We start from the raw sequence: 24,504 nt of genomic DNA, 5'->3' as shown, positions 1-24,504 counted from the left end.
TGACCGGTAGCATAGTGACTACGATTACACCGTACCCTTGTTTGGAGCTGTTATGAGCGCACTTACCCGCGAAGTGGTAGAAGCCACTCTGCGCCAGTACACCGATCCCTACCTCAATCAGGACCTGGTCACCGCAGGTTGCCTGCGCGATGTCACCCTTAACGGCGGACACATCGTCGTTAGCATCGAACTGGGTTATGCGGCGGGACTGTTCAAGAATGGCATGGCACAGGTGCTCAAGAATTCGCTGGAAAACCTGCCAGGTGTGACCCAGGCGGATGTCCAGATCCAGTGTGTCATCAAGCCCCATGCGGCTCAGCCTCAGGTTGAGGCGATGTCGAACGTAAAGAATATTATTGCGGTCGCGTCTGGTAAGGGTGGGGTCGGCAAGTCCACGACTTCTGCCAACCTCGCGCTGGCCCTGGCACGTGAAGGGGCTCGAGTAGGTATCCTGGATGCCGACATCTACGGCCCCAGCCAGGGCATCATGTTTGGTTTGCCTGAAGGTACACGTCCCAAGATCCAGGATGAGAAGTGGTTCATTCCGCTGGTGGCACATGGGGTCGAAGTCATGTCCATGGCTTTCCTGACCGATGAGCGCACACCTGTGGTGTGGCGTGGTCCGATGGTGTCGGGCGCGCTGCTGCAGCTGATTACTCAGACCGCCTGGAATAATCTGGATTACCTCGTCATCGATATGCCGCCAGGCACGGGTGACATCCAGCTTACGCTGGCCCAGAAGGTTCCTGTAGCTGGTTCTGTCATCGTAACGACTCCGCAGGATCTGGCCCTTCTTGATGCCAAGAAGGGCGTTGAGATGTTCCGTAAGGTCAATATTCCAGTGTTGGGCGTAGTCGAGAATATGGCTGTGCACATCTGCTCGAATTGTGGTCATGCCGAGCATTTGTTTGGCGAGGGCGGCGGCAACAAGCTTGCCAGTCAGTATGGGGTTGATCTTCTAGCCTCTCTGCCGCTATCCATGGCTATTCGCGAGCAGGCGGACCAAGGACGTCCTACGGCCATTGCTGATCCAGACAGCCAGATCGCCATGATTTATCAGGATATGGCGCGTCATGTTGGCGCACGCATTGCCCAGAGTGGGAAAAAGGCTGCCATCATGCCCACCATCACGGTTTCGGACGACTGATACCATTGACGAACGAGGGACTGAATAGCGTTGGTCCTTCGCTTTCTCATGGTTTAGGTCTTTGATGAGTGCCGCCGTACCGGTAAGATGTGCGGTTATGTTTTTACCCCTGACAGGACAGTGCCATGAGCATCAAAGCAGATAAGTGGATTCGCCGCATGGCCCAGGAACACGGCATGATCGAGCCGTTCGTTGAGCGGCAGATGCGTGGGGAGGGAGCCGACCGGCTGATCTCTTTTGGCGTGTCCAGCTACGGTTACGATGTGCGCTGCGCTGATGAGTTCAAAGTATTCACCAACATCCATTCAGCTACCGTCGACCCGAAGAATTTCGATGAAAAAAGCTTCGTCGATATCAAGGGAGATGTTTGCGTTATTCCGCCAAACTCCTTTGCGCTGGCGCGTACCGTCGAGTACTTCCGTATTCCTCGTAACGTATTGACCATCTGCCTTGGCAAAAGCACTTATGCCCGCTGTGGCATTATCGTGAATGTCACGCCGCTTGAGCCGGAGTGGGAAGGGCACGTAACACTGGAGTTCTCCAATACTACAAACCTGCCAGCTAAGATCTACGCTAACGAAGGCGTGGCTCAAATGCTGTTCCTGGAATCTGACGAGCCTTGCGAGGTGTCCTACAAGGACCGTGGTGGAAAGTATCAGGGGCAACGCGGCGTAACACTGCCGAAAGCCTGATTGACAATAGTGGCCGAAGCCGGGCGTGTCCCGGCTTTTTCATGCCTGTTGATCTAACCAGTCTGCTCAACCGTATTAAGAGGCCGGTTAGACGGAGGCATAATAAACGCTTTAAGTAGACCCTACCGCATGCCGATACAGTAAGAGCCATACAGCCATCTATCGTGGCTGAGCGGACGGGCTTTTACAGAGTTTCGCTTCAAGGTCCTTGCAAATTGGCCGATATCTAGGAAACGCTATTCTTAGGAGATTTGGCATGGCTAGCATTCTTGACTCTGTCGACCAGCGCACGCAGCTGGTAGGCGAGAACCGTCTGGAAATTCTGATGTTTCGTCTGTCCAGTCGGCAGATGTTTGCCATCAACGTGTTTAAGGTGCAGGAAGTGCTGCACCTGCCCAAACTGACTTTAATGCCCAAGCGTAATCCGATGGTCTGCGGTGTCATTCATCTGCGCGGACAAACACTGCCGGTTATTGACCTGGCATGTGCCATTGGCATGAGGCCGATTGTGCCTGATCAAAACAGCACGATTATCGTCACTGAGTACAACCGAACCGTCCAGGCGTTCCTGGTAGGAAGCGTGGATCGCATCATCAACCTTAACTGGGACAGCATCCAACCCCCTCCGGGTGGAGCCGGTCGTCAACATTATCTAACGGCTATTACCAAGTTTGAGGACAAGCTGATCGAAGTCATCGATGTAGAAAAAGTACTAGCTGAAATCGTGCCTTATAACGTCAAGGTCTCCCGCGAGCGCTTGGACGACTCGTTGCTAACCAAAGCGAAGTCACGTGAGATTATGTTGGTGGATGACTCCAGCACCGCGCTCAATCAGATGCACGACACGTTGACGCAGCTCGGTTTGACGTTCCATATCGCTACGGATGGTCTTAAGGCGTTGCAAAAGCTCAAGCAATGGGCCAAGGACGGGGTCAATGTCTCTGAAAAGCTGTTAATGCTTATTACAGACGCTGAAATGCCGGAGATGGATGGCTATCGTCTAACGACGGAGATCCGTCAGGATCCTCAGCTCAGTAGCCTTTACGTTGTACTTCATACCTCGCTGTCCGGTAGTTTCAACGAGGCGATGGTCAAGAAAGTAGGCTGCAACGCATTTCTGTCCAAGTTCCAGCCTGATTTGTTGGTTGAGGCGGTACGAACCCGATTGAGCCTGCTAGACCAATAAGTGTAGGTCCTGACGATAATTTTGACCGTCAAGTCTGCACACAGGCACTGATCTTTTCTAGACTCACGGCTTCTTTGGTCGACAGGAAGCCGTGCCATGCTTCATCTCAGCGGACTCTATCGTTATCCCGTCAAATCTACTGCGCCTGAGCCTCTTGAACGTGCCGATATTGATTGCCTAGGCGTGGCGGGAGATCGGCGATGGATGGTGGTAGAGGCTTCGACAGGACGTTTCCTGACCCAGCGATTGTTACCCAACATGGGGCAGATTGTAGCCCGTTGGATCAGTAACGTTTGCCTCTCGCTTAATGCCCCTGGAATGCCAGCGCTTGAAGTTTCCGTTCCTCTGCCAGATGAGGCCCTGCAGGGCGTCACACTCTGGCGAGACACGTTCCAGGTTCCAGAGGCAGGAGAGGAAGCCAATGCCTGGTTAAGCACCTTTCTGGACAGGCCTTGTCGCTTGGTGCACATGCCCGAAAGTCGGGCGCGTCAGGTTGATACTGCTTATGCCAGTCCTGGTGATTACGTTAATTTCGCAGATGGTTTTCCATTGCTACTGATTGGCCAGGCCTCTCTAAATGATCTGGCTCAGCGCGTGGGCCGGCCTTTGGATATGAGGCGGTTCAGACCTAATCTGGTCGTTGAAGGTAGTAAGGCTTACGCGGAGGATGACTGGGCGCATATACGAATAGGTGAGGTTGAATTTCGTATTGTGAAGCCTTGCTCTCGGTGTGTACTGATTACTGTTGATCCGGTTACCAGCTTACGCAGTCATGACCGGGAGCCTTTAGCAACACTGAAAACTTATAGAGAGCGTGAGGGCGCCGTTTACTTTGGGCAGAATCTGATCCAGCTTAATCCAGGCGCAGTGAATATCGGCATGCCTGTTGAGGTGCTGGCATAGCGCAGTGGAAATGAAAAGGCCCTTCTGAGAAGGGCCTTTGTCATCAACCAGCTACTAGAACTCGTATGGATTCGAGGCGTAGCGATGCTTTGTCCAAATGGGCAATACCTTCTTCACGCTGCTGACGCAGGGTGTCGATTTCAGTATCACGAACACTTGGGTTGACGGCTTGCAATGCCGTCAAGCGAGCCAGTTCCTCGTCCATATTGGCAACGAAACGCTGACGTGCCAGTTCGACGCGCTCGTTATGACGAGGCAATACCTTGCCTTCGCCAGCCGCCACGAGTTTGCTCAAGGCGTCACGCTGGGCTTGAACAAACTTGTTGGCGCTTCCGCGTGGTACGCTTTCCAGCTGATCATTAAGCGTCTCGAACGAAACGCGTGCAGCCAGATCATTGCCGTTTGCATCCAGCAGGCAACGAAGGGCAATAGGGGGCAGGAAGCGAGTCAACTGAAGTGAACGTGGGGCTACCGCCTCGCTGACGTAAAGCAGTTCAAGCAGTACTGTGCCAGGCTTGAGTGCCTTGTTCTTGATTAGCGCTACTGCCGTGTTGCCCATCGAGCCTGATAGCACAAGGTCCATGCCGCCCTGGACCATAGGGTGCTCCCAGGTTAGAAACTGCATGTCTTCACGTGCCAAGGCCAGATCCCGATCATAGGTAATCGTCACGCCTTCATCGTTACCCAGCGGGAAGCCTGCATCGAGCATTTTTTCGCTGGGCTTGAGGATGAGCGCATTATCGGAGTGGTCTTCACTGTCAACACCAAAGGCATCCAATAGCTTCTCCATATAGATCGGCAGTGCAAACTCGTCATCCTGTTCCAGGATCGCCTCCTGAAGCTCTTCACCTGCGCCGGAGCCACTGGAGTTAAGCTCAAGTAACCGATCGCGGCCTGTATGCAGCTCGGCTTCAAGTGCTTCACGTGTGCGGCGACCCTCTTCAAGCAGAGCTTGCCAGCTGTCTTCATCTCCACCAGGGAGCAGCGTGTTGAGCTGTTCACCGAAGCGCTGCTCTAGCGTATTGCCGGTAGGGCAGGTTGACAGAAACGCATTCAGGGCATGGTGGTACCACTGGAACTTGCGCTCCTGTGCGCTACCTTCGAGGTAGGGAACATGCAGCTGAATAGTGTGGCGCTGACCGATCCGGTCCAAACGGCCGATTCGCTGCTCCAGCAAGTCAGGGTGCGCGGGTAGATCGAACAACACGAGATGATGGGCAAACTGGAAGTTGCGTCCTTCACTACCAATTTCAGAGCAGATCAGTACCTGCGCCCCAAATTCTTCGTCAGCGAAGTAGGCGGCAGCCCGGTCACGCTCAAGAATGCTCATCCGCTCATGGAAAACCGTGGCCGGAATACCCGAGCGCAGTCGCAAGGCGTCTTCCAAATCCAGTGCAGTCTCTGCATGTGCGCAGATGACTAGAACCTTGAATTTTTTCAAGCCTTTGAGGGTTTCAATCAGCCACTCTACACGTGAGTCATGGCGCCACCAGCGATCGTTTTCATCCTCTGGAACATACAGTGTTTCAGGATACAGCGAGGCGCTGGCATCCATGTACTGATCCGGGAAGGGCAAGGCTGATGCATCCAGGTTTCGCTCTGGAAAGCCCAGCACTGCAGCGCGAGTATTACGGAAAAGAACCCGACCTGTCCCGTGACGGTCCAGCAGCTCACGAATAAGACGTGAGCGAGCCTCTTCATCACCAGCCGCAGCGGATGTAAGCAGCGTGTCGCCTTCCTCGCCCAGGAAGCCATGAATGGCAGCACGTGAAGCATCGCTCATCGTGCCGTGGTCCAGCAGCTCTTGAACAGCTTCGGCAACCGGGCGGTAATTGGCACTTTCATTACGGAATGCTTCAAGATCGTGGAAGCGATTAGGGTCCAGCAGGCGCAGGCGGGCAAAGTGGCTGTCTTGGCCAAGCTGTTCGGGCGTAGCGGTCAGAAGCAGGACGCCAGGGATGACTTCAGCCAGCTGCTCGACCAGAGCATATTCGGGGCTCACCTGTTCCGGGTGCCATACAAGGTGATGGGCTTCATCCACAACCATAAGGTCCCAGCCGGCTGCAAACGCGGCGTCCTGGGCGCGCTCATCACGCTTTAGCCAGTCCAAAGAGACCAAAGCAATTTGATTATCTTCAAAAGGATTGGTCGCGTCACTGGCGCGGAAGCGCTCTGAATCGAACAGGGCGACTTCCAGATTGAAGCGCCGGCGCATCTCTACCAGCCACTGATGCTGGAGGTTTTCAGGCACAAGAATCAGAATGCGGCGCGCACGACCACTGAGCAGCTGGCGATGGATAACAAGACCTGCTTCGATCGTCTTGCCAAGGCCCACTTCGTCGGCCAAAAGGACACGCGGAGCAATACGGTCGGCTACACTACGGGCAATATGCAGCTGGTGTGGGATAGGTTGGGCTCGAGCGCCTGCCAGCCCCCAGAGCGGCGATTGTAAGAGACGACTGCTGTGTTCAAGTGTGTGGTAACGCAGGCTGAACCAGGAAAGCGGGTCGATTTGACCTGCGAAAAGACGATCACTTGCCAGACGGAACTGAATAAAGTTGGACAGTTCAGCCTCGGTCATCGTGCGAGGTTCGTTTTTGGCATTCAAACCGTGATAGGTGAGCAGGCCTTCATTTTCTTCCACCTCACGAACGGTGAGTTTCCAGCCTTCGAAGTGGGTGATTTCATCACCTGGTGCGAAGCGTACGCGGGTCAAGGGTGCGTTGCGTTGAGCATACTGGCGTGTTTCTCCGGTAGCCGGATACAGTACGGTCAGAAGGCGTCCATCCTGTGCCAGGATGGTACCGAGCCCCAGCTCGGCTTCACTGTCACTGATCCAACGTTGCCCAGGTTGATACTGCGCCATGTAGTAGCTTCTCCCGCCCATTCAAAAAGCCGGTTATGTTAACGAATGCGCCCGCCGAGGCCAAAGCCTGATGGCATAAAATCTTTAAATAGGTATATCGCGAGAGGACAAGTTGATGTTACCGCCCATACCGCAAGCCTTGATTCCGATCACTACGCAGCACGATTCCGTAAAGCCTCGACCGGACATCGCTCCAGTAACAGCTGTCGCTCATGCAAAGGAAGCAGGCTTTCAATCCGTTCTGGATGAACAAAAGTTGGAGCAGGAAAGCGAAAAACGTCGCAAGCGTAAGCGGGGACTGCAGGTTTTACTGCCGGATGAGCGTGCCGAAGCATTGATGGAACCTTCCGAAAAAGGGCAGTGTGTTGATATCAAAGTTTAGGCGGCGGCTGGGTTCTATCAAGCCATATATAGCGCTCTGTATAAGTCAATGCCAAGAGAGGGTCGGCCGCAAGCCCTCTCGGGAAGGAGAAGGGAGGCCATGACTCAGACAGGTTTGGCGAATGCCGATGTGACGCTCTATGAGTCTTGGGTTGTTTCTCAGGAAGCTGACGACTGGATGGCGGAGCTGATTAAACAAACGCCATGGGAGCAGCCGCAGGTGCAGGTTTACGGCAAGAGCTATCCAACCCCCAGGCTCGTTGCTTGGTATGGTGATCCTGGAATCAGTTATGGATATTCCAGTCTTGCGCATCCTTCTTTGCCTTGGACGGAGCTTCTTGGCGATATTCGTGGTCGAGTGAGTCGGTTTTGTGAACACCCATTCAATGGGGTGTTGATCAACTATTATCGTAACGGCCAAGATGCCATGGGTTGGCATAGTGATAACGAGGCTGTGCTGGGCCGAAACCCTACAATTGCTTCGTTAAGCCTGGGAGAGGCGCGACGTTTTGATCTGCGTCGTCGCGGTGTGCAACGTATCGAGCATTCCATAGAGCTAACGCACGGCTCGCTTCTGGTTATGCGAGGTGCTACCCAGCATTATTGGCAGCATCAAATTGCCCGTACAAAACGGTCCATGTCTTCTCGACTCAATCTTACTTTTCGTTGGATACGAACGTGAGCGATAACAACCTGATTGATTTTACTTCCGAGCGAAGCAAGCGCGTCCATGATTTGAATGAAAAACGGCTGAATGAGATGCGGCAGGCGTTCGAACAGGCTCTGCCATTGGCGAAGCCCAAAAAGAAAGGCAAGTCAAAGCCCAAGAAACGTTGAGTGTCAGTTACCTACCTACCCAACCATTGACTGAGGTCAATAATCCGAAGCTGTCTCTCGTTTAACGTATACCCATTGCTTGGCCGCAGAGATCATCACCATGTTTATCGATGATGTCATCACAATGGGTATCGGCGCGTTGGCTTCGATTTCGCTGTTTGTTGCGGTTGTAGGTTTCATTGTCTGGAAGGATATGCATAAACGCTGACCTTCTGTACAAAGGGCACGCAAGGCACTTGGGCGACTTCGGTCGCCTTTTTTTTGCTTTATTTTCAGGGATTAGAAAAAGGCTGGCTAAAAAGCCAGCCTTTTGTGTTTAGTGAGCAACTACAGGTTTGGTGCGATAGCCTTTCAAACCGTAGAAGAGAATGTAGACATAGCCCAGCATCGGAACAAAGAACGACATTAGCAGGCCGATAGAGTCAGCAAACATAGCCTGGATAAACGGAACCAGTGCGCCGCCAACGATGCCCATGCACAGCAGGCCAGAGCCCTTACTGGTGAACTTGCCTAGGCCGTCTAGAGCCAGGGAGAAGATGGTGGGGAACATAATGGAGTTGAACAGACCAATGCAAAGCAGAGCCCACATTGCTGCCTTACCACTGACTGCCATGGCAATCGCAAGCAATACGACGTTTGCAACGCTGTTGAAGGCCAGCACATAGTTAGGTCTGACGCGTGCCATGATCACACCACCGACAAAGCGGCCTACCATCGCGCCACCCCAGTACAGAGCCAGGTAGCGTCCAGCTACATCACTCGAGAGGCCTGCCACGTCAGGGCTTTCCATCAGGCTGATCAGGTAGGTGCCGATCGATACCTCGGAGCCTACATACATGAAAATACCGATAACACCGAGAAGAAGGTGCTTGTACTGCCAGATGCTTTTGGCTTCGTGCTGAGGAGCGCTGTTCTGCTGGGTCTGAACTTCGTCATTACCGCCCTTGATTTGCGGCAATTTGATAAAGCCAATGATCACGGCAATTGCCAGAAGCATACCGGCCAGAATCAGGTAGGGCATCTGTACCGAAGAGGCATCTGTGCTGTGCTCGACCAGTGCCAGAATGGTTACGGCGCCAATCAGCGGGCCTACGGTTGTGCCCAGGGAATTGAAGGCCTGAGTCAGCGTCAGACGGCTTGCAGCGGTTTCCGGCTTACCAAGAACAGTAACGTAGGGGTTGGCTGCCACCTGTAGGACAGTGATACCGCCCGCTAGTACGAATAAGGCCAGTAGGAAGAAGGCGTAGGAGTGCGCTCCGGCAGCTGGATAAAACAGCAAACAGCCAACAGCAGCTGTACATAAACCGAAGATAATTCCCTTCTTGTAGCCAAGCCCCTCAACCAGGCGACCTGCCGGGAACGAGACGATGAAGTAGGCAGTAAAGAAACAGAACTGAATCAGCGAGGCTTGAACGTAGCTCAGCGTGAAGACAGCCTTGAGGTGAGGAACCAGAATATCATTCAGCGAGGTAATCAATCCCCACATGAAGAACAGTACTGTCAGTACCGACAGGGGGCCTCTGTAATTTGGAACTTCGTTGGAATTATTCATCTTCTCTCCAAAGGGGTAGGCGACTCAAATAAACGCCCGTTTAAAGCTCGCATATGATTGATCCAATCCGTTTCGGTTCAATCCGCGCGGAATAATAGTTATGAACCGTGCAGAAATCGATTCAGCGAGAGGTTAAATTTTTAAAAAGTTCGTCTAAAGTCATGTTTTGGTTGTAAAAAAACCCGCACGGTGTGCGGGTTTTAGGATGTTGCACGCGGCGCTGGATCAGCTATTCCAGCGCTTGAGAATCAGCGTGGCGTTGGTTCCACCAAAGCCAAAGCTGTTGCTCATGACGACGTCGAGCTTGGCATTCTCCTGAGTCTCACGAAGAATGGGCAAGTCTGCTACCTGAGAGTCGAGCTCATCGATATTGGCTGAGCCAGCGATGAAGTTACCCTCCATCATCAACATGCAGTAGATCGCCTCATGAACACCAGCGGCGCCCAAGGAGTGACCTGACAGGCTCTTTGTAGAGCTGATGGCCGGGGCCTTGTCACCAAAGACTTCCCGTACCGCCTTGATCTCCGCAACATCACCCACCGGGGTGGAGGTGCCGTGGGTATTCAGGTAGTCAATCGGGGCGTCCACTGTAGACATCGCCTGGCGCATGCAGCGCGCAGCGCCTTCACCGCTCGGCGCAACCATGTCATAGCCATCGGATGTTGCACCGTAGCCTACGATTTCTGCATAAATCTTGGCACCACGAGCAAGGGCATGCTCGAGTTCCTCGACTACGACCATACCGCCGCCGCCAGCGATGACAAAGCCATCACGATTGGCATCGTACGCGCGGGAAGCTTTTTCAGGGGTTTCGTTGTACTGGCTAGAAAGGGCGCCCATGGCGTCGAACAGGAAGGACTGGGACCAATGTTCCTCTTCACCGCCACCGGCAAACACGACGTCCTGCTTGCCCAGTTGAATCTGCTCCATCGCCAGGCCAATGCAGTGCGCACTGGTTGCGCAGGCCGATGCCACGGAATAGTTCAGGCCTTTAATTTTGAAAGGCGTTGCAAGGCAAGCCGATACCGTGCTGCTCATAGTACGAGTAACCCGGTAGGGGCCGACACGCTTGACGCCTTTTTCGCGCAGGATATCCAGCGCTTCCATCTGGTTGAACGTAGAGGCGCCCCCAGAGCCGGCAATCAGGCCGGTACGTGGGTTTGAAACCTGCTCTTCGGTCAAGCCTGAGTCTTTGACAGCCTGTTCCATTGCCAGGTAGGCATAGGCGGCTGCATCACCCACGAAGCGCTTGACCTTGCGGTCGATCAGCTCTTCCAGGTTCAGGTCGATGGACCCGGACACTTGGCTGCGAAGCCCCATTTCGGCATATTCCGGATTGAAACGAATGCCGGGACGACCTGCGCGCAGGTTGGCGGAAACGGTGTCTTTGTCATTGCCGAGGCAAGAAACAATGCCCAAGCCGGTGATCACGACGCGACGCATGCGGAAGGACCCTTAGAAACTTTCTGTTGAAGTGAATAGGCCGACACGAAGACCTTCGGCCGAGTAAATCTCGCGACCATCAACGCTAACCGTACCATCTGCAATGGCTAGAATTAGCGAACGTGTAATGGTGCGCTTGATATGTATGTTGTAGGTTACTTTCTTGGCAGTGGGCAGTACCTGGCCAAAAAACTTGACCTCTCCTGAGCCCAGCGCACGGCCGCGGCCAGGATTTCCCTGCCAGCCAAGATAGAAACCTACCAATTGCCACATGGCATCCAAGCCCAGGCAGCCTGGCATTACCGGGTCACCTTCGAAATGGCATTTAAAGAACCAGAGATCTGGATTGATATCCAGCTCGGCGACCAGTTCACCCTTACCGTACTTGCCGCCTACATCGCTGATATGACTGATCCGATCGATCATCAGCATGTTCGGGGCGGGCAGTTGCGCATTACCCGGGCCGAATAGCTCGCCACGGCTGCAGCGCAGCAAGTCTTCGTGGGTGAAGGCGTGTTGTTTGGTCATGCAAGCTCCTGTAGCTGGCCTGGTGATCAATGTCGGCGATTATAGTGTCGCTCTCGCTATTGGACAGCCACCACATAGACAGCCAAGCCATTTTGAAAGTCACAGCGAGGCGGTAAAACCTCGCGAAAGACGAATTGTGCACGTTGGAGATCAAATACTCCAATAGTGATGCATATCCGATTACAAGGACGTTGCTCCTCGAGACCGCTCGGGCTGGCTAATCCAGCGTTGCAGCATCTGCTGAAGATCAGCTCGCTTGAAGGGTTTTGCCAGATAATCATTCATTCCGGCAGCCAGACAATTTTCCCGGTCCCCCTGCAGCGCATTGGCCGTCAGTGCAATGATGGGAACCATAGGTCCAGGCTGTTGGCGGATCAGGCGAGTAGCCTGATAGCCATCCAGCACCGGTAAGCGACAGTCCATGAGAATTGCACTGAAAGACTGCTGCTCGGCCAGACTTACCGCCTGGGCTCCATCCCCTGCGATAGTAATATGATACCCCAGGCTGCGTAACATGGCTTCGATAACTGTCTGATTGACCGGGTTATCCTCAACCAGCAAGACGTTCAGTCCATTGACCTGAACCTCCTGAAGAGGAGACTGGTTGCGCTCTGTCTGCTGGACGTGTCGGAAGGGAAGCGGCAATTCGAGCGTAAAGGTTGATCCCTGGCTTTCCTGGCTTATGGCATGAAGCGATCCACCCATCCGTTCCGCCAGTGTACGTGCGATGGACAGGCCAAGCCCGGTACCTCCGTAACGGCGGCTGATGGTTGGGTCAGCCTGCTGGAAGGCATCAAACATGCGCTCTAGACGTTCTGCCGAAATACCTATGCCGCTATCGTGTACCGAGCAGGTGAGCCAGAGCAGGCGCTCATCCAGAGGTTGGCAGTAGCATTTAACCTCGATTGAGCCGCTCTCGGTAAATTTGAGTGCATTGCCCACTAGATTCACCAGGATCTGTCTCAGGCGCGTCGGGTCTCCGGTAACCTCCAGTCGCTCCAGACTTTCGGCGCCTTCAAGCGTCAGCTGCAGACCACGTTGTGTTGCACTGTGCTGAAAAACCTGCACCGAAGCTGTAATCAGGTCGGCCAGATTGAATGGAATGCTTTCCAGCTCCAGCGCACCACGCTCGATGCGTGAGAAATCCAAAACATCGTTGATGACTTTCAGCAAATGCTCTGTGGATTCGGTAGCAAGGCTGGTGTATTCACTTTGCTCGCGGGATTGCTCTGTGGTTTCAAGGAGCTGCAACATGCCCAGTACGCCATTGAGTGGTGTACGAAGCTCATGACTCATCATGGCGAGGAAGTCTGATTTGGCGCGGTTGGCCTGCTCGGCCTCTTCACGTGCCGCAACCAGCTGATCAATGCTGCGCTGTTGCTCTTCACTGGCCCGCTGCAGGGCTTGGGCAAGATCATTGATCAGATGCGCCAATACGCCCATTTCGGAGTTGTCTGGTACCGGAAGACGGCTGTGGTAGTCGCCTGCGCGAATGGCATTCACGGTACGACCCATGTCGCTTAGCGGCGCGGAAAGGCGCTTGGCCAGGCGCCAGGCCAGCAAGAAGGTAAGCCCAAGTGCCAGTAAGGCCAGTGCGCCTGCCTTGGTCAAAATAGCCTGTTGGCGCTCATGGAAGGCTTCGTTGGTCACGCCAACGGCAACACGGCCAAGGGACCCATTCGAATTGGGTGTGCCCGAGCGGCTGATGCTTGCGTGAAATATCTCTACCTGTGAAGCCGATTGCGCATTGGGGGGCGGATTATGCGCATACATGATGATGCGCTCCTGACGATCGCGGATTTCGATAAAGCGAACGTAGCGGGTCGCCAGTGTGGCCTCCAGGAGGTTGCGTAGCATCGGCAGGTTGTCGGTCGAGACCCCGTATTCACTGGCAGATGCCAACTGAATTGCAATCAGCTGACCTGTGTGACTGAGTTCGTGATGCAGATCCTGAAGGCGGGCGTATGTGAAATAGCCCGTCAGTACCAGTGTAATAATCAGGGCAGGTCCCAGGCTGATGGCTAAAGTACGGGTACGTATGCCCCAGCCGCGTCGCTTGTCCAATAGAGCGTTCTCCGTGAGCCTTGAGCTCGATGCTCTTACTACAATAGGCCATTCTGGCCGTTATGGTGTTAGCGTCCACCTTTAGGAAGAAGGATACGGTAATTACACATGGTTCAATAAAAGAGAGCGAAATGTTAAATAGGGGCTTCGTATAATGTGGATACCGTCGCACATTGCGGCATAAATGGATAACCCGATGAGTGTAAAGCAACCTATAGCAGTCTTGGGCGGAGGCAGTTTCGGAACAGCCCTGGCCAATCTGCTGGCGGAGAATGGTCATCCTGTAAAGCTCTGGATGCGCGATCCTGAGCAGGCTGAAGCTATTCGTCAAGTTCGTGAGAATCCGCGGTATCTAAAGGGCATAAAGGTTTATCAATCTGTCGAGCCGGGATGTGATCTTGATGCCTCTCTGGCAGGGTGTGACATTGTCTTTGTCGCGCTGCCCTCCAGTGCGTTACGTAATGTGCTTGCCCCGGTAGCCGATCGCCTGGCTGGTAAGGCGTTGGTCAGCCTCACCAAAGGAATTGAAGCGCATACCTTCAAGCTGATGAGCCAGATTCTTGAGGAGATCGCCCCGAAAGCGAGAATTGGTGTGATTTCAGGACCTAACCTGGCGCGAGAGATTGCAGAGCACGCACTGACGGCTACCGTTATTGCCAGTGAAGATGATGCGCTCTGCCAGCAGGTGCAGGCTGTTCTTCATGGGCGTACCTTCAGGGTCTATGCCAGCCGTGACCGGCTGGGAGTAGAGCTGGCCGGAGCCTTGAAGAACGTATATGCCATCATGGCGGGGCTGGCAGCTGCGCTGAATATGGGTGAAAACACTCGCAGCATGCTGATTACCCGCGCGCTTGCCGAGATGACTCGTTTCGCCGTACAGCAGGGTGCCAATCCCATTACATTCATGGGTTTGGCCGGAGTAGGCGATCTTATCGTCACCTGTTCTTCGCCCAAGAGCCGCAACTATCAGGTAGGGCACGCGCTGGGTGAGGGCCTTACGCTTGAAGCGGCAGTTGTTCGAATGGGGGAGACGGCGGAAGGAGTTAACACCTTGCGTGTTCTCAAGGAAAAAGCCGATGAACTCGGCGTCTATATGCCGCTGGTGCAAGGCCTGTATGCGGTACTGTTCGAGTCCCGCACGCTGGATCAGGTTATTGCTGCGTTGATGCGTGGGGAGCCGAAAACCGATGTCGATTTCTATTTGCCGATAGGCTCCGAAACTTAGGAGAGAATATGTCAGCAGACACTCATGAACGCGAAAGCCTCGCGTTGCGTCTTATCTGGATGGTGATTTTCCTGCTTGTATGGTTAGTGTCGCAGTACATTTTTGCAGGCGTGGTAATTGCTCAGCTGGGCTATCGCCTCGTCAAAGGCACACCAAGTGGCGCCCTAAGTGAATTTGGTTCGAGTTTGTCCTGCTATCTGGCGCAGATTGTTCGTTTCGGAACCTTTGCTACAGAAGAAAAGCCATGGCCTCTTGCTGACTGGCCCGATACCGCTTCCTCTATGCAAGAGAAGCAGCCATGACGCTCTGGTTGTTAAGGCATGGTGAGGCGGAGCCGCGTTCAGAGGGCGATGAGTTCAGGCCGTTGACGGATAGAGGGCGTACTGAGGTCAGGCGCAGTGCAGAGCGGCTATTAGGGCAAAGAATCGATGTGATTTATGCCAGTCCATACGTCCGAGCCCAGCAGACAGCCGAGCTGGTCAGGGGTGTTCTAGGGCACAAAGAGTCCATTGTCACTTTGCCCTGGATAACGCCTGATGATGACGTGATCAAGGCTATTGATCTTCTGGATGATCTTTCCGGCAGTAATATCCTGTTAGCCACCCATAATCCCTTTGTCAGCTACCTGGCTGGTCTTCTGGTTCATGGAAACCTACAGCAGCCACTGAGTATGGCTACAGGCTCACTGGCTACGCTTGAAGGGGAAATGCGCATTGCAGGTGCCATGGAGCTGGTTGAGCTTTTCCATCCTTGACTGATTCGACGATTCCATAATTTCTAACAAAAAAGAGGTCGTTATGTTAATTGATGCATTAGGTGTGTCTTTACGGGTCTATGCGGAGTACCTGGTATGAGTATCTGGTTCACCGAGCCGGACCTCGCTGCGCTGGATGAGAGTTTGCAAAACACTATTTGCGAGCGCGTGGATATTCATTTTGAGGCTTATGATGAAGATTCGCTCACTGCAAGCATGGCGGTAGATGAGCGTACCCACCAGCCGTTTGGGTTGCTTCATGGAGGGGCTTCTGTTGTCTTGGCAGAAACCGTCGGCTCCATTGCCAGTCTGCTCTGTATCGACAGGAGCCAGTACACCTGCGTGGGGCTTGAGGTCAATGCCAATCATTTGCGCGCTGTTAGACGTGGACGGGTGACCGCTGTGGCAAAGCCTGTCCATCTAGGTCGAAGTACTCATGTATGGGATATCCGATTGTCAGATGAAGCGGGGCGTGCAACCTGTATTTCGCGTTTAACGGTAGCTGTCATCCCCAAAAACCGCATTTCGTCCTGATGCCGCGCCTGGACCAGCCCTTCCGGTTATTAGGTGTTGGTCTTGCGCCTCTTTATATCTAGAGCATTTACTGGTTCACCGAGCATGAACGCCATTGCTCTACGAAGCCCTTCTGCTTGCTTTATTGTCTGATCTGAAAATCAATTATGAGAACTAGACATGACTGCCCATGTACAGGAGTTGCGCCTTAACTTACCCCACCTTGAGCTTGCGGCTCGTTTATTCGGCCCTGAAGATGGGCGGCCAGTGCTGGCTTTGCATGGCTGGTTAGATAATGCCATGACGTTCTCGCGATTGGCCCCTTATCTGGAGGGGTTGCGCATTGTTGCAGTCGACCTGCCGGGGCATGGTTTATCCGCTCATCGCCCGGCTGGTGTTGGCTACCTGTTGCAAGACTACGTGCAGGACGTCTTGATGGCAGCAGAGCAGCTAGGGTGGGAGCGCTTCTCGTTACTGGGGCACTCACTCGGGGCCATTATTTCAGTGCTTTTCGCAGCGGCATTGCCGGAACGTGTCGAGCGTCTGGCGTTAATCGACGGGCTGCTACCGTACACGACAGAGCCGGATGAGGCGCCTGAAAAACTAGGTAATGCCTTGCGTGCTCAGCTTAATTTGCCCAATAAGCGCAAGCCGGTTTATGAGACTGTTCAGCAGGCCGCTCAAGCCAGGCTCAAAGGTGTGGGATCGGTCAGTATGGAGGCTGCGGAACTACTGGCAGAGCGAGGGTTGATGCCTATTCCAAGAGGGTATACCTGGCGCTCCGATGCTCGTTTAACCTTGCCGACCACATTAAGGCTGACGCATGAGCAGGCCTTGGCGTTCATTAAAAAAGTGCAGTGCCCCGCGAGTCTCGTTGTGGCTGACAAGGGGCTGCTCGTCAATATTCCCGGTATCGATGGACTTCTACAGGAGCTTGCTTGCTATGAAGTTACCCGTTTGGCTGGGGGGCATCACTTGCATCTGGATAATGAGATTGGCGCAAGGGCAGTAGCAGATTGTTTCAATCGCTTTTTCTCTGCAGCTTGACTCGAATACGGGTATTGATAAGGCTTGTTATGCATAAAGGATCAATAGCGATCAAGTCACAGGGAGCCATGCCTCTAAAGGATGCAGCCTTTGGGTGGTTTTTGAACGTGTATTCGCTCTGTCAGATTCGCCTGTCAGTCCTCAGGCAGGAAAAAGCGCGTGCCGGTATAACACGCCACTCCAGGTAAACATGTCCCCGCTATTATTTATGGGTCTTTAAATTAATTCAGGGTGATTCACTAATATATATGCGACTTTTTTTTGCGCTTGGTCTGGGATTCATGACGTGTGCTGCTGTTGCGGCAGATATGCCAGGCAGTGTCGATCTTCCAGTGCTGGCGCGACCTGCCCATGCCGAAATTATTGATTATCGTGAGGCTGGGTCTGTCGAGAAAATGTACCCACAGGGCGCTGTAAGTCGTATAGGGGGCAAGTTGCGCCTGGAGGGAGACGTCCAAGCAGAGGGTAAGCTCGTCACGCTGACTTATGAGTTGCCCCGTGGACATGACCCTATTGCGGCACTCAATGAGGCTAGAAGTACATTGCAGAAGCAGTCTGCGATACCGTTATCGTGGTGTGAAGGGCGCGATTGTGGCTCCAGTAATGTGTTTGCCAATGCTATTTTTGGCAAATCGCAGTTGTATGGGCCGGACGAGCAGCAGTCGTATCTTCTATTGCGTCTCGCTCCACCACAAGACGAGACATTGCTGGCGCTTTACGCGATCACTCGGGGTAATCGAAGGGGTTATCTGCACGTGGAACAGCTCGAGGCTTCCACACCTTTGGGCAAGCTGGTAGCAAGTCCTGCAACATTGCTTCGTCAATTGCGGCAAGATGGTGAGTTACATCTTCCTGCGTTAGCCGATCCACCAGACGATATTTGGCTGGACCTGGTAGGGCAGTGCCTTAATCTGGACACAGGTACCCGAGTGATCATTGGTGGGCCGCAAGCGGGCAAGTGGGAGAAAGCGTTGCTGGCCAAGCGTATACGAGCGGCCCGGCTTGAGGCTGACCCGAATCGTGAGCCTGGGCTCTATCTGCAGCCATAATCCATCTAGCGGTAACGACAGGTATCTGCCGGGGCGTTAAGCTCTGACACTATCGCTTGCCTATCCGGCGGATGGAGCCGCTTAAGCAGGACAGTGATTCGATTGTCATCTTAGGAATTTATATGCGGCTTCCTGCTGGTCAGTCTCCCCAATTACCTCCGCCCATGTATGAGCACGATCGCCTGCTCGTCCGCATACTTCTCCTGTCACTCCTTGGTGCCTGTCTATGGGTGTTGCTGCCATTCATGTCGGCCCTATTTTGGGCTGCGGTACTGGCTTACGCCAGTTGGCCTCTGATGCGGGGCTTGACCCGCAGGCTGAACGGCCGTAATACGGTGGCCGCTGCGATTCTTACGATCGGTTGGATATTGTTGGTGGCATTGCCGCTTGTATGGGTCGGTATCGGACTTGCTGATCATGTGCGTGGAACGATGGAGTTAGTTCGCAGCATCCAAGTGGGCGGTTTGCCGCCTGTGCCAGAGTGGGTAGTGCGGTTGCCTTTTGTTGGCGACCGGCTGGCCAGTCTATGGCAAACCCTGGATGCGCGAGGTACTGCCTATTTTGACAGCTTGAAGCCCTATCTGGGGCAGATGGGGAATTGGCTTCTGGCGCGAAGTGCGCGCGTAGGTGGCGGCTTTTTAGAGCTGGCGCTAAGTCTTGTCCTAGTGTTTTTCTTCTACCGTGACGGACCTCGGCTGGCTACCTTGGTTGAAAAGCTGCTCGTCAGGCTGATTGGTGCTCAAGCCGGCCATTATATGCAACTGGTCGGCGGCACAGTGCATCGGGTCGTTAATGGAATTCTAGGAACGGCGGCGGCTCAAGGTGTCTTGGCGATGATAGGCCTAATGATCGCTGGGGTGCCCGGCGCGTTAGGATTGGCGTTGTTGACCTTTGCATTGAGCTTGATCCCTGTGGGGCCTCCGCTGGTCTGGATACCTTCAACGATCTGGCTGGTGCTCCAGCAGGAATATGGATACGCCATATTCATGGGACTTTGGGGGCTCTTTGTCATTAGCGGTGTAGATAATATTCTCAAGCCGTATTTGATTAGTCGGGGAGGGGACCTGCCATTAGTAGTCGTATTGCTTGGTGTCTTTGGCGGCCTGCTGGCGTTTGGTTTTATGGGATTGTTTCTGGGACCTATTCTTTTGGCCGTTGCCTACAATCTGATTCGTGACTGGATGGCAGGCGCTGCAGATCAGGTCCCAAAGCCATAACCAAACGAGTGGGGCAAACAAGACGTTTTACCCCACTCAAGCCAGTTATAGCGGAAGGCTCTTGGCGTTTACATGCAGGTTGCGTCCTGCAAGCAGGCCAAATAACGCGGCTGAAATGGCGATTCCTATAAACAGGATGCCCACACTGCTCCAGCCGCTGCTCATGTCATGGATCACGCCTACCAGCAGGGGACCCATGGCTGCCAATGTATAGCCTACGCCTTGGGACATTCCTGACAGGCGAGCTGCAATATGCGCATCAGGCGAACGAAGTACGATCAAGGCCAAGGCTATACTGAAGGTTCCGCCTTGGCCCAGGCCTAGAATGCAAGCCCAGAACCATAGACTGCCAAGGGATCCGTACAGGCAGCCAAGAAGACCGGTTAGCGTCATGCTCAGCACCAGGATGATGGCCAGGCGCTGGTCCTTGCCTCGAGTAGCCAGCCAGGGCGTGATAAGCGCGGTTAGTAATTGAAGTAGGACTGAAATGGACAGCATGAGTCCTGCCTCTACAGCGCTGAGACCTCGATCAATCAGGATGGAGGGTAGCCATCCAAAAACAATATAGGCGAGCGATGATTGAAGCCCCATATAAAGGGTAACCTGCCAGGCCAGCTTATCCTGCCATAAGCCTACCACCTGCCATTTCTGGCTGTTCGCATGATGATTAGCGCGGGTTTGCGGCAACCAGGCGATTGCTGCCAGGATCGCTGGCGTTGCCCAGAAAGCCAAGGCCGGTTGCCAGCGGTCGTTGAACATATGCTCCAGTGGGGCTGTTGCACCGGCGGCGAGGGCGGCACCCAGGCATAGCGCCATGGTATAGGCGCCCATGAGCATGCCTGCCTGCTTTGGAAAGTCCCGCTTGATAATGCCGGGTAATAGAACGCCTATGACTCCAATGCTGGCACCTGCAACAAGACTGCCTATAAACAGGCCGGCAGGGGGTAACAGACTACGTAAGACAATACCGCCTGCCAGTGTAAGCAGTATCACCAGCACGGTTCTTTCGCTGCCCAGCCATCGGGAGAGGCGAGGCGCCAATGGCGCAAAAAGTCCCAGGCACAGGACGGGTGCTGTAGTCAGTAGCCCAGCTGCTGAGCTGGACAACCCGGTCGAGGCCTCGATCTGACGAAGCAGAGGGGAAAGACTTGATAAGGCGGGCCTTAAATTAAGTGCGACAAGAAAGAGTCCCAGCAGGAGTAACCACGCACGTGCGGGTACAGATGAGGTGTGGGTTGATGGGGCAGACATTAAGTAATCCAAATGTATAAACATGCTCATCCTACCTCAAACAATCGGCAGGACATTTTTGTAGTTGGGGTAGCGAGATATACACACCCGACTAAAACGCCATTGGGCGTAATGTCAAGGGGTTGTAATGCGTAGTAAAGCTATACTCTAAAATTATAAATGACTGAAAAGGCACAGAATTTATGGATTGCCTAAAAAAACGACAGTTTAGTTAAAGGTGGCGTGGCTACTGGCGTTGCGGTGATTTCCACCATCTTTTCCACGAACTTATCCACAGCTTTTGTGGATTAAAAACGTTCATGCCAGGTACTTTAAGGCGTTTATACAATGTTTTTTCGCGACATTTTGTCCTTGTAAATAGCTGGCAAGTTCCATCCGTGGCTCCATACGAGCCTCGAATCAGGCATATAGCAGGCGTATGCTGGCTATTTAGTCTGGTTCACTCACCAAGCAAGCCTAACCTTATCCAGGCTTTGTTAGAATACGGACCTATAAGCGCGCCTCGCGCGTATGAAATTCTTAGCCTTCAGCGGAGTACTTATGTCCGAGCCGATTCGCCTTACCCAATACAGCCATGGAGCCGGCTGTGGTTGCAAGATTTCGCCTAAGGTATTGGAAATCATTCTGGCCGGCAGTGGTGCCCAGCATCTGGACCCGAATCTTTGGGTGGGAAATGCCTCGAGGGATGATGCAGCGGTATATGCCCTTGATGCTGAGCGAGGTGTGGTTTCCACAACTGACTTTTTCATGCCCATTGTGGATGATCCCTTTGATTTCGGTCGTATCGCGGCGACCAACGCCATTAGCGATATCTATGCCATGGGTGGCGATCCTTTGATGGCAATTGCAATTCTGGGCTGGCCTGTCAACGTGCTTCCGCCTGAGGTTGCACGGGAAGTGGTGGCAGGTGGCCGTAAGGTTTGTGACGAGGCGGGCATCCCGTTGGCTGGTGGGCACTCTATCGATGCGCCTGAACCTATTTTTGGTCTGGCAGTAACAGGTGTCGTCGAAAAGCGAAACATGAAGCGAAACGACACGGCTTCGTTAGGCTGCAAGTTGTTCCTCACCAAGCCTCTGGGCATCGGCATTCTGACTACCGCTGAAAAAAAATCAAAATTGCGTGTGGGAGACATGGGTGTCGCACGCGATTGGATGTGTCAACTGAACAAGCCGGGTAGTCGCTTTGGCAAGTTGGCTGCCGTCACCGCAATGACAGATGTAACGGGCTTTGGGTTACTGGGACATCTAGTGGAAATGGCTGACGGCAGCGGCTTGACTGCCCGGGTCGAATATAACGCAGTTCCACGTTTGCCTATGGTTGAGCAGTATCTGGAGTGGGGGTGTGTGCCTGGTGGCACCTTACGCAACTTCGATAGCTACGGTGACCGTATTGCATCGCTATCCGAGCAGCAGAAATTGCTTTTGTGCGATCCCCAGACCAGTGGCGGGCTGTTAATCGCGGTCGAGCCGCAGGGCGAGTCAGAATTCATGTCGGTCGCTCGAGAGTTAGGCCTGTCACTTCAGCCTATTGGCGAAATGGTTGATCGACAGCGGCATGCGGTTGAGGTGTATTGATGCGCGATGACGCTCGGGACTACCGCTCCCTCTTTCTTTCTGGTGTGCCGCTAATGGATGTGCGCGCACCCGTCGAGTTTTCCAAGGGCGCTTTTCCGGGCGCAACCAACCGGCCGTTGATGAATGACATCGAGCGGCAAAAGGTGGGTACCTGTTACAAGCTGAAGGGGCAGCAGGCTGCTCTGGAGCTTGGACACTCCCTGGTTTCCGGCAAGTTGAAGGAAGCGCGGGTACAGGCGTGGGCCGAGTTTGCCGAGGCCAATCCGGAGGGCTATCTGTACTGCTTCAGGGGTGGCCTGCGGTCGCAAATTACTCAGCAATGGCTGCTTAGTGAGGCAGGTATTGCCTATCCACGTGTAGCCGGCGGCTATAAGGCCATGCGTACGTTTCTCATGGAAACACTGCTTCAGTCTGTTGAGGAATGCCGCTTTGTATTGGTGGGCGGTATGACTGGAACTGGCAAAACAGAAGTCATCGCTCAGCTCGACGATAGTGTTGATCTGGAAGGGCATGCCAATCATCGCGGCTCAAGTTTTGGTAAGCGCGCTACCGTACAGCCATCACAAATCGATTTTGAAAACAGTTTGGCCATTGACCTGTTGAGGCGTCGTGCAAAGGGGCAGGATCGTTTTGTGCTGGAAGATGAGTCTCGGTTGATTGGGCGGTGCTCCTTGCCTTTTGAGTTGCACCAGGCCATGCAGCATTTTCCCATGGTATGGCTGGAAGACACCCTGGAGGGGCGTGTTGAGCGAATACTAAAGGACTACGTGACTGATCTGGCAGCCGAGTTCAATCGTGAGCATGGCGACAGCGGATTCGATTTGTTTGCTGAACAGCTTTGTAAGAGTCTTTCCAATATTGCCAAAAGACTGGGCGGCGAGCGCTATCAACGGCTAGCGGAGATCATGAATGAAGCACTCGCGGTGCAGAAGGTCAGTGGCGATATAGGGCAGCATCGTGAATGGATTCGAGCGTTGCTAAGTGAATATTACGACCCTATGTATGCCTATCAACGCGAGAATAAGTCAGGGCGCATCCTCTTTGCTGGAGATCAGCAGTCGGTCGTGAGTTATCTCAAGGCAAGCCGTTGAACAGGCTAGTTAAAACGAGGTCTTTAATGCGCCGGATTTACTTATCCATTGAAGGAGTCAAATCATGAATCGCTGGCTTGCAATGATGCCTGTCGCGGCGCTGGTACTTGCTGGATGTGCGGCCAAAACGGTCAACCGAGACAGTTGTGCGGCAGAGGTGAACGCTGCATGGAAAGAACTGGATATAGCTAAAACCGAAGGGTTTGCAGGTACGGTCAGCTATTCCAAGGCGCTGGGCTTGATTTCAACCGCCAAGACTCAGCAGCAGGTAGAGGCCTATAACGGCTGCGTTCAGAATGCTCAAAAGGCGCGCTTCTATATTCGCGAATCACGCGCTGGTCGTTGATTGATCCAAGGATGAACATCTCACATGTTCATCCTTTCTAGCTTCCCTTTCCTCTATCTAGCCTTGAGCGTTGAACGCTTGCCCATTGACGTGTGCGCTGTCTGGTCCCATCAAATAGAGGTAGACAGGCATGATCTCCTGGGGTGTTGGGTTGCGTGCAGGGTTTTCAGCAGGGTAAGCGAGAGCACGCATGTCGGTTCGGGTTCCGCCGGGATTGATACTGTTTGCCCGTACGGCCGCAGTGCCATCCATTTCATCGGCAACCACCTGCATAAGGCCTTCGTTGGCAAATTTAGAAACGGCGTATGCTCCCCAATAGGCACGTCCTTTTCGCCCCACACTGCTGGAGGTGAAAATGATCGAGGCATCGTTCGATTGTCTGAGTAATGGCAGTAGCGCACGCGTTAGCATGAAGACTGCGTTGACGTTGACTTGCATAACCTGCATGAAGGCTTCTCCGCTGGTCTGCTCAACGGAGGCGCGAGGGCCTAGAATGCCTGCATTGTGCAAAAGACCATCAAGTCGACCAAACTCCGTCTCTACCATGGCAGCCAGCTCTTCGAACTGCTCAGGCCGTGCGGCTTCAAGGTCAAAAGGAACGACTACCGCTTGTGGATGGCCAGCAGCTTCGATTTCATCGTAGACCTCGTTGAGGTTCTCTTCTGTCTTACCCAAGAGCAGGATGGTTGCGCCATGGGCAGCATAGGTTTTTGCCGCTGCCCGGCCAATGCCTCGTCCGGCACCTGTTACAAGGATGATTCGATTTTTGAGAAGGTCTGGGCGGGCCTTGTATTCAAACATCTTGACTCCCAGCCGCTCGCTTGAGCGGCCCTACTG

Annotated in this window: 25 protein-coding genes; 18 read left to right on the top strand and 7 right to left on the bottom strand. The window is 53.6% G+C overall.

Going from position 1 to position 24,504, the window contains the following annotated elements; translation table 11 throughout:
* Nucleotides 1-52: 52 nt before the first annotated feature.
* The 4 genes from apbC to EAW52_RS14240 all read left to right on the top strand — a co-directional run bounded on the left by apbC (nt 53) and on the right by EAW52_RS14240 (nt 3,928).
* A complete protein-coding gene (apbC, locus tag EAW52_RS14255; RefSeq protein WP_010797826.1) occupies nt 53-1,147 on the top strand; it encodes an iron-sulfur cluster carrier protein ApbC in 1,095 nt (364 codons plus the stop codon).
* A gap of 125 nt (nt 1,148-1,272) precedes the next feature.
* Nucleotides 1,273-1,839, top strand: a complete 567-nt coding sequence (dcd, locus tag EAW52_RS14250; protein WP_010797827.1) for a dCTP deaminase — start codon at nt 1,273-1,275, stop codon at nt 1,837-1,839.
* 256 nt (nt 1,840-2,095) lie between these two features.
* Complete coding sequence (locus EAW52_RS14245; protein WP_019365402.1) at nt 2,096-3,025, top strand: chemotaxis protein CheV; 930 nt, start codon at nt 2,096-2,098, stop codon at nt 3,023-3,025.
* 96 nt (nt 3,026-3,121) lie between these two features.
* A complete protein-coding gene (locus tag EAW52_RS14240; RefSeq protein WP_122042997.1) occupies nt 3,122-3,928 on the top strand; it encodes an MOSC domain-containing protein in 807 nt (268 codons plus the stop codon).
* A 43-nt stretch (nt 3,929-3,971) separates the two neighbouring features.
* Here the strand turns inward: EAW52_RS14240 and rapA are convergent, their stop codons facing one another.
* A complete protein-coding gene (gene rapA / locus EAW52_RS14235; RefSeq protein ID WP_122042996.1) occupies nt 3,972-6,794 on the bottom strand; it encodes an RNA polymerase-associated protein RapA in 2,823 nt (940 codons plus the stop codon).
* A gap of 115 nt (nt 6,795-6,909) precedes the next feature.
* On the opposite strand from rapA, the gene EAW52_RS26420 reads away from it, so the two are divergent.
* From EAW52_RS26420 to ccoM, 4 genes are all read left to right on the top strand, one after another.
* Nucleotides 6,910-7,176 carry a hypothetical protein gene (locus EAW52_RS26420; RefSeq protein WP_074827344.1) on the top strand — a complete coding sequence of 89 codons (267 nt, stop codon included), beginning with the start codon at nt 6,910-6,912 and terminating at the stop codon, nt 7,174-7,176.
* 99 nt (nt 7,177-7,275) lie between these two features.
* Nucleotides 7,276-7,857: an alpha-ketoglutarate-dependent dioxygenase AlkB gene (locus EAW52_RS14225; protein WP_122042995.1), complete on the top strand. Its 582-nt coding sequence runs from the start codon at nt 7,276-7,278 to the stop codon at nt 7,855-7,857.
* Entirely contained in the window at nt 7,854-8,012 is a 159-nt protein-coding gene (locus EAW52_RS25970; protein ID WP_162997644.1) for a hypothetical protein, read from the top strand. The genes EAW52_RS14225 and EAW52_RS25970 overlap by 4 nt, the downstream gene beginning before the upstream one ends.
* Before the next feature lie 100 nt (nt 8,013-8,112).
* Entirely contained in the window at nt 8,113-8,220 is a 108-nt protein-coding gene (gene ccoM, locus EAW52_RS26660; protein WP_019365407.1) for a cytochrome c oxidase subunit CcoM, read from the top strand.
* 108 nt (nt 8,221-8,328) lie between these two features.
* On the opposite strand, the gene EAW52_RS14220 is transcribed toward ccoM, so the two are convergent.
* The 4 genes from EAW52_RS14220 to EAW52_RS14205 all read right to left on the bottom strand — a co-directional run bounded on the left by EAW52_RS14220 (nt 8,329) and on the right by EAW52_RS14205 (nt 13,599).
* A complete protein-coding gene (locus EAW52_RS14220) occupies nt 8,329-9,564 on the bottom strand; it encodes a sugar MFS transporter (RefSeq protein ID WP_010797835.1) in 1,236 nt (411 codons plus the stop codon).
* A 225-nt stretch (nt 9,565-9,789) separates the two neighbouring features.
* Nucleotides 9,790-11,007 (bottom strand): beta-ketoacyl-ACP synthase I, encoded by a 1,218-nt coding sequence (gene fabB, locus EAW52_RS14215; RefSeq protein WP_122042994.1) that lies wholly within the window; start codon nt 11,005-11,007, stop codon nt 9,790-9,792.
* Nucleotides 11,008-11,019: 12 nt separating this feature from the next.
* Nucleotides 11,020-11,535, bottom strand: a complete 516-nt coding sequence (fabA, locus tag EAW52_RS14210; protein WP_122042993.1) for a 3-hydroxyacyl-[acyl-carrier-protein] dehydratase FabA — start codon at nt 11,533-11,535, stop codon at nt 11,020-11,022.
* Between the two features lie 180 nt (nt 11,536-11,715).
* Nucleotides 11,716-13,599 (bottom strand): ATP-binding protein, encoded by a 1,884-nt coding sequence (locus EAW52_RS14205; RefSeq protein ID WP_122042992.1) that lies wholly within the window; start codon nt 13,597-13,599, stop codon nt 11,716-11,718.
* 196 nt (nt 13,600-13,795) lie between these two features.
* Here EAW52_RS14205 and EAW52_RS14200 point away from each other — a divergent pair, with 196 nt between their 5' ends.
* The 7 genes from EAW52_RS14200 (at nt 13,796) to EAW52_RS14170 (ending at nt 19,404) form a co-directional block, all read left to right on the top strand.
* Nucleotides 13,796-14,824: an NAD(P)H-dependent glycerol-3-phosphate dehydrogenase gene (locus EAW52_RS14200; protein ID WP_122042991.1), complete on the top strand. Its 1,029-nt coding sequence runs from the start codon at nt 13,796-13,798 to the stop codon at nt 14,822-14,824.
* Nucleotides 14,825-14,832: 8 nt separating this feature from the next.
* Entirely contained in the window at nt 14,833-15,126 is a 294-nt protein-coding gene (locus tag EAW52_RS14195) for a DUF4389 domain-containing protein (protein WP_122042990.1), read from the top strand.
* Complete coding sequence (sixA, locus tag EAW52_RS14190) at nt 15,123-15,578, top strand: phosphohistidine phosphatase SixA (RefSeq protein ID WP_122042989.1); 456 nt, start codon at nt 15,123-15,125, stop codon at nt 15,576-15,578. Before EAW52_RS14195 ends, sixA begins: the two co-directional genes overlap by 4 nt.
* A gap of 96 nt (nt 15,579-15,674) precedes the next feature.
* Complete coding sequence (locus tag EAW52_RS14185; RefSeq protein ID WP_122042988.1) at nt 15,675-16,112, top strand: hotdog fold thioesterase; 438 nt, start codon at nt 15,675-15,677, stop codon at nt 16,110-16,112.
* Between the two features lie 159 nt (nt 16,113-16,271).
* A complete protein-coding gene (locus tag EAW52_RS14180) occupies nt 16,272-17,138 on the top strand; it encodes an alpha/beta fold hydrolase (RefSeq protein ID WP_122042987.1) in 867 nt (288 codons plus the stop codon).
* Between the two features lie 248 nt (nt 17,139-17,386).
* The gene (locus EAW52_RS14175; protein WP_122042986.1) at nt 17,387-18,187 is read left to right on the top strand and encodes a DUF4892 domain-containing protein; all 801 of its coding nucleotides are present in this window, start codon (nt 17,387-17,389) and stop codon (nt 18,185-18,187) included.
* 164 nt (nt 18,188-18,351) lie between these two features.
* Nucleotides 18,352-19,404 (top strand): AI-2E family transporter, encoded by a 1,053-nt coding sequence (locus EAW52_RS14170; protein ID WP_122044813.1) that lies wholly within the window; start codon nt 18,352-18,354, stop codon nt 19,402-19,404.
* Nucleotides 19,405-19,449: 45 nt separating this feature from the next.
* Here the strand turns inward: EAW52_RS14170 and EAW52_RS14165 are convergent, their stop codons facing one another.
* Complete coding sequence (locus EAW52_RS14165; RefSeq protein ID WP_122042985.1) at nt 19,450-20,655, bottom strand: MFS transporter; 1,206 nt, start codon at nt 20,653-20,655, stop codon at nt 19,450-19,452.
* Nucleotides 20,656-21,195: 540 nt separating this feature from the next.
* Here EAW52_RS14165 and selD point away from each other — a divergent pair.
* The 3 genes from selD (at nt 21,196) to EAW52_RS14150 (ending at nt 23,667) form a co-directional block, all read left to right on the top strand.
* The gene (selD, locus tag EAW52_RS14160; protein WP_019365417.1) at nt 21,196-22,230 is read left to right on the top strand and encodes a selenide, water dikinase SelD; all 1,035 of its coding nucleotides are present in this window, start codon (nt 21,196-21,198) and stop codon (nt 22,228-22,230) included.
* Entirely contained in the window at nt 22,230-23,321 is a 1,092-nt protein-coding gene (gene mnmH, locus EAW52_RS14155; RefSeq protein WP_122042984.1) for a tRNA 2-selenouridine(34) synthase MnmH, read from the top strand. Before selD ends, mnmH begins: the two co-directional genes overlap by 1 nt.
* A gap of 64 nt (nt 23,322-23,385) precedes the next feature.
* On the top strand, nt 23,386-23,667 hold the full coding sequence (locus EAW52_RS14150; protein ID WP_010797849.1) for a hypothetical protein: 282 nt from the start codon (nt 23,386-23,388) through the stop codon (nt 23,665-23,667).
* Between the two features lie 57 nt (nt 23,668-23,724).
* Here EAW52_RS14150 and EAW52_RS14145 read toward each other — a convergent pair whose 3' ends face one another.
* On the bottom strand, nt 23,725-24,468 hold the full coding sequence (locus tag EAW52_RS14145) for a YciK family oxidoreductase (RefSeq protein WP_019365419.1): 744 nt from the start codon (nt 24,466-24,468) through the stop codon (nt 23,725-23,727).
* Nucleotides 24,469-24,504: the final 36 nt, after the last annotated feature.

This window comes from Pseudomonas sp. LTJR-52, assembly GCF_003691465.1.
Lineage (GTDB): Bacteria > Pseudomonadota > Gammaproteobacteria > Pseudomonadales > Pseudomonadaceae > Chryseomonas > Chryseomonas luteola.
Note: the sequence above shows the minus strand (reverse complement) of the source record. Positions and strands in the feature narration are given on the sequence as shown.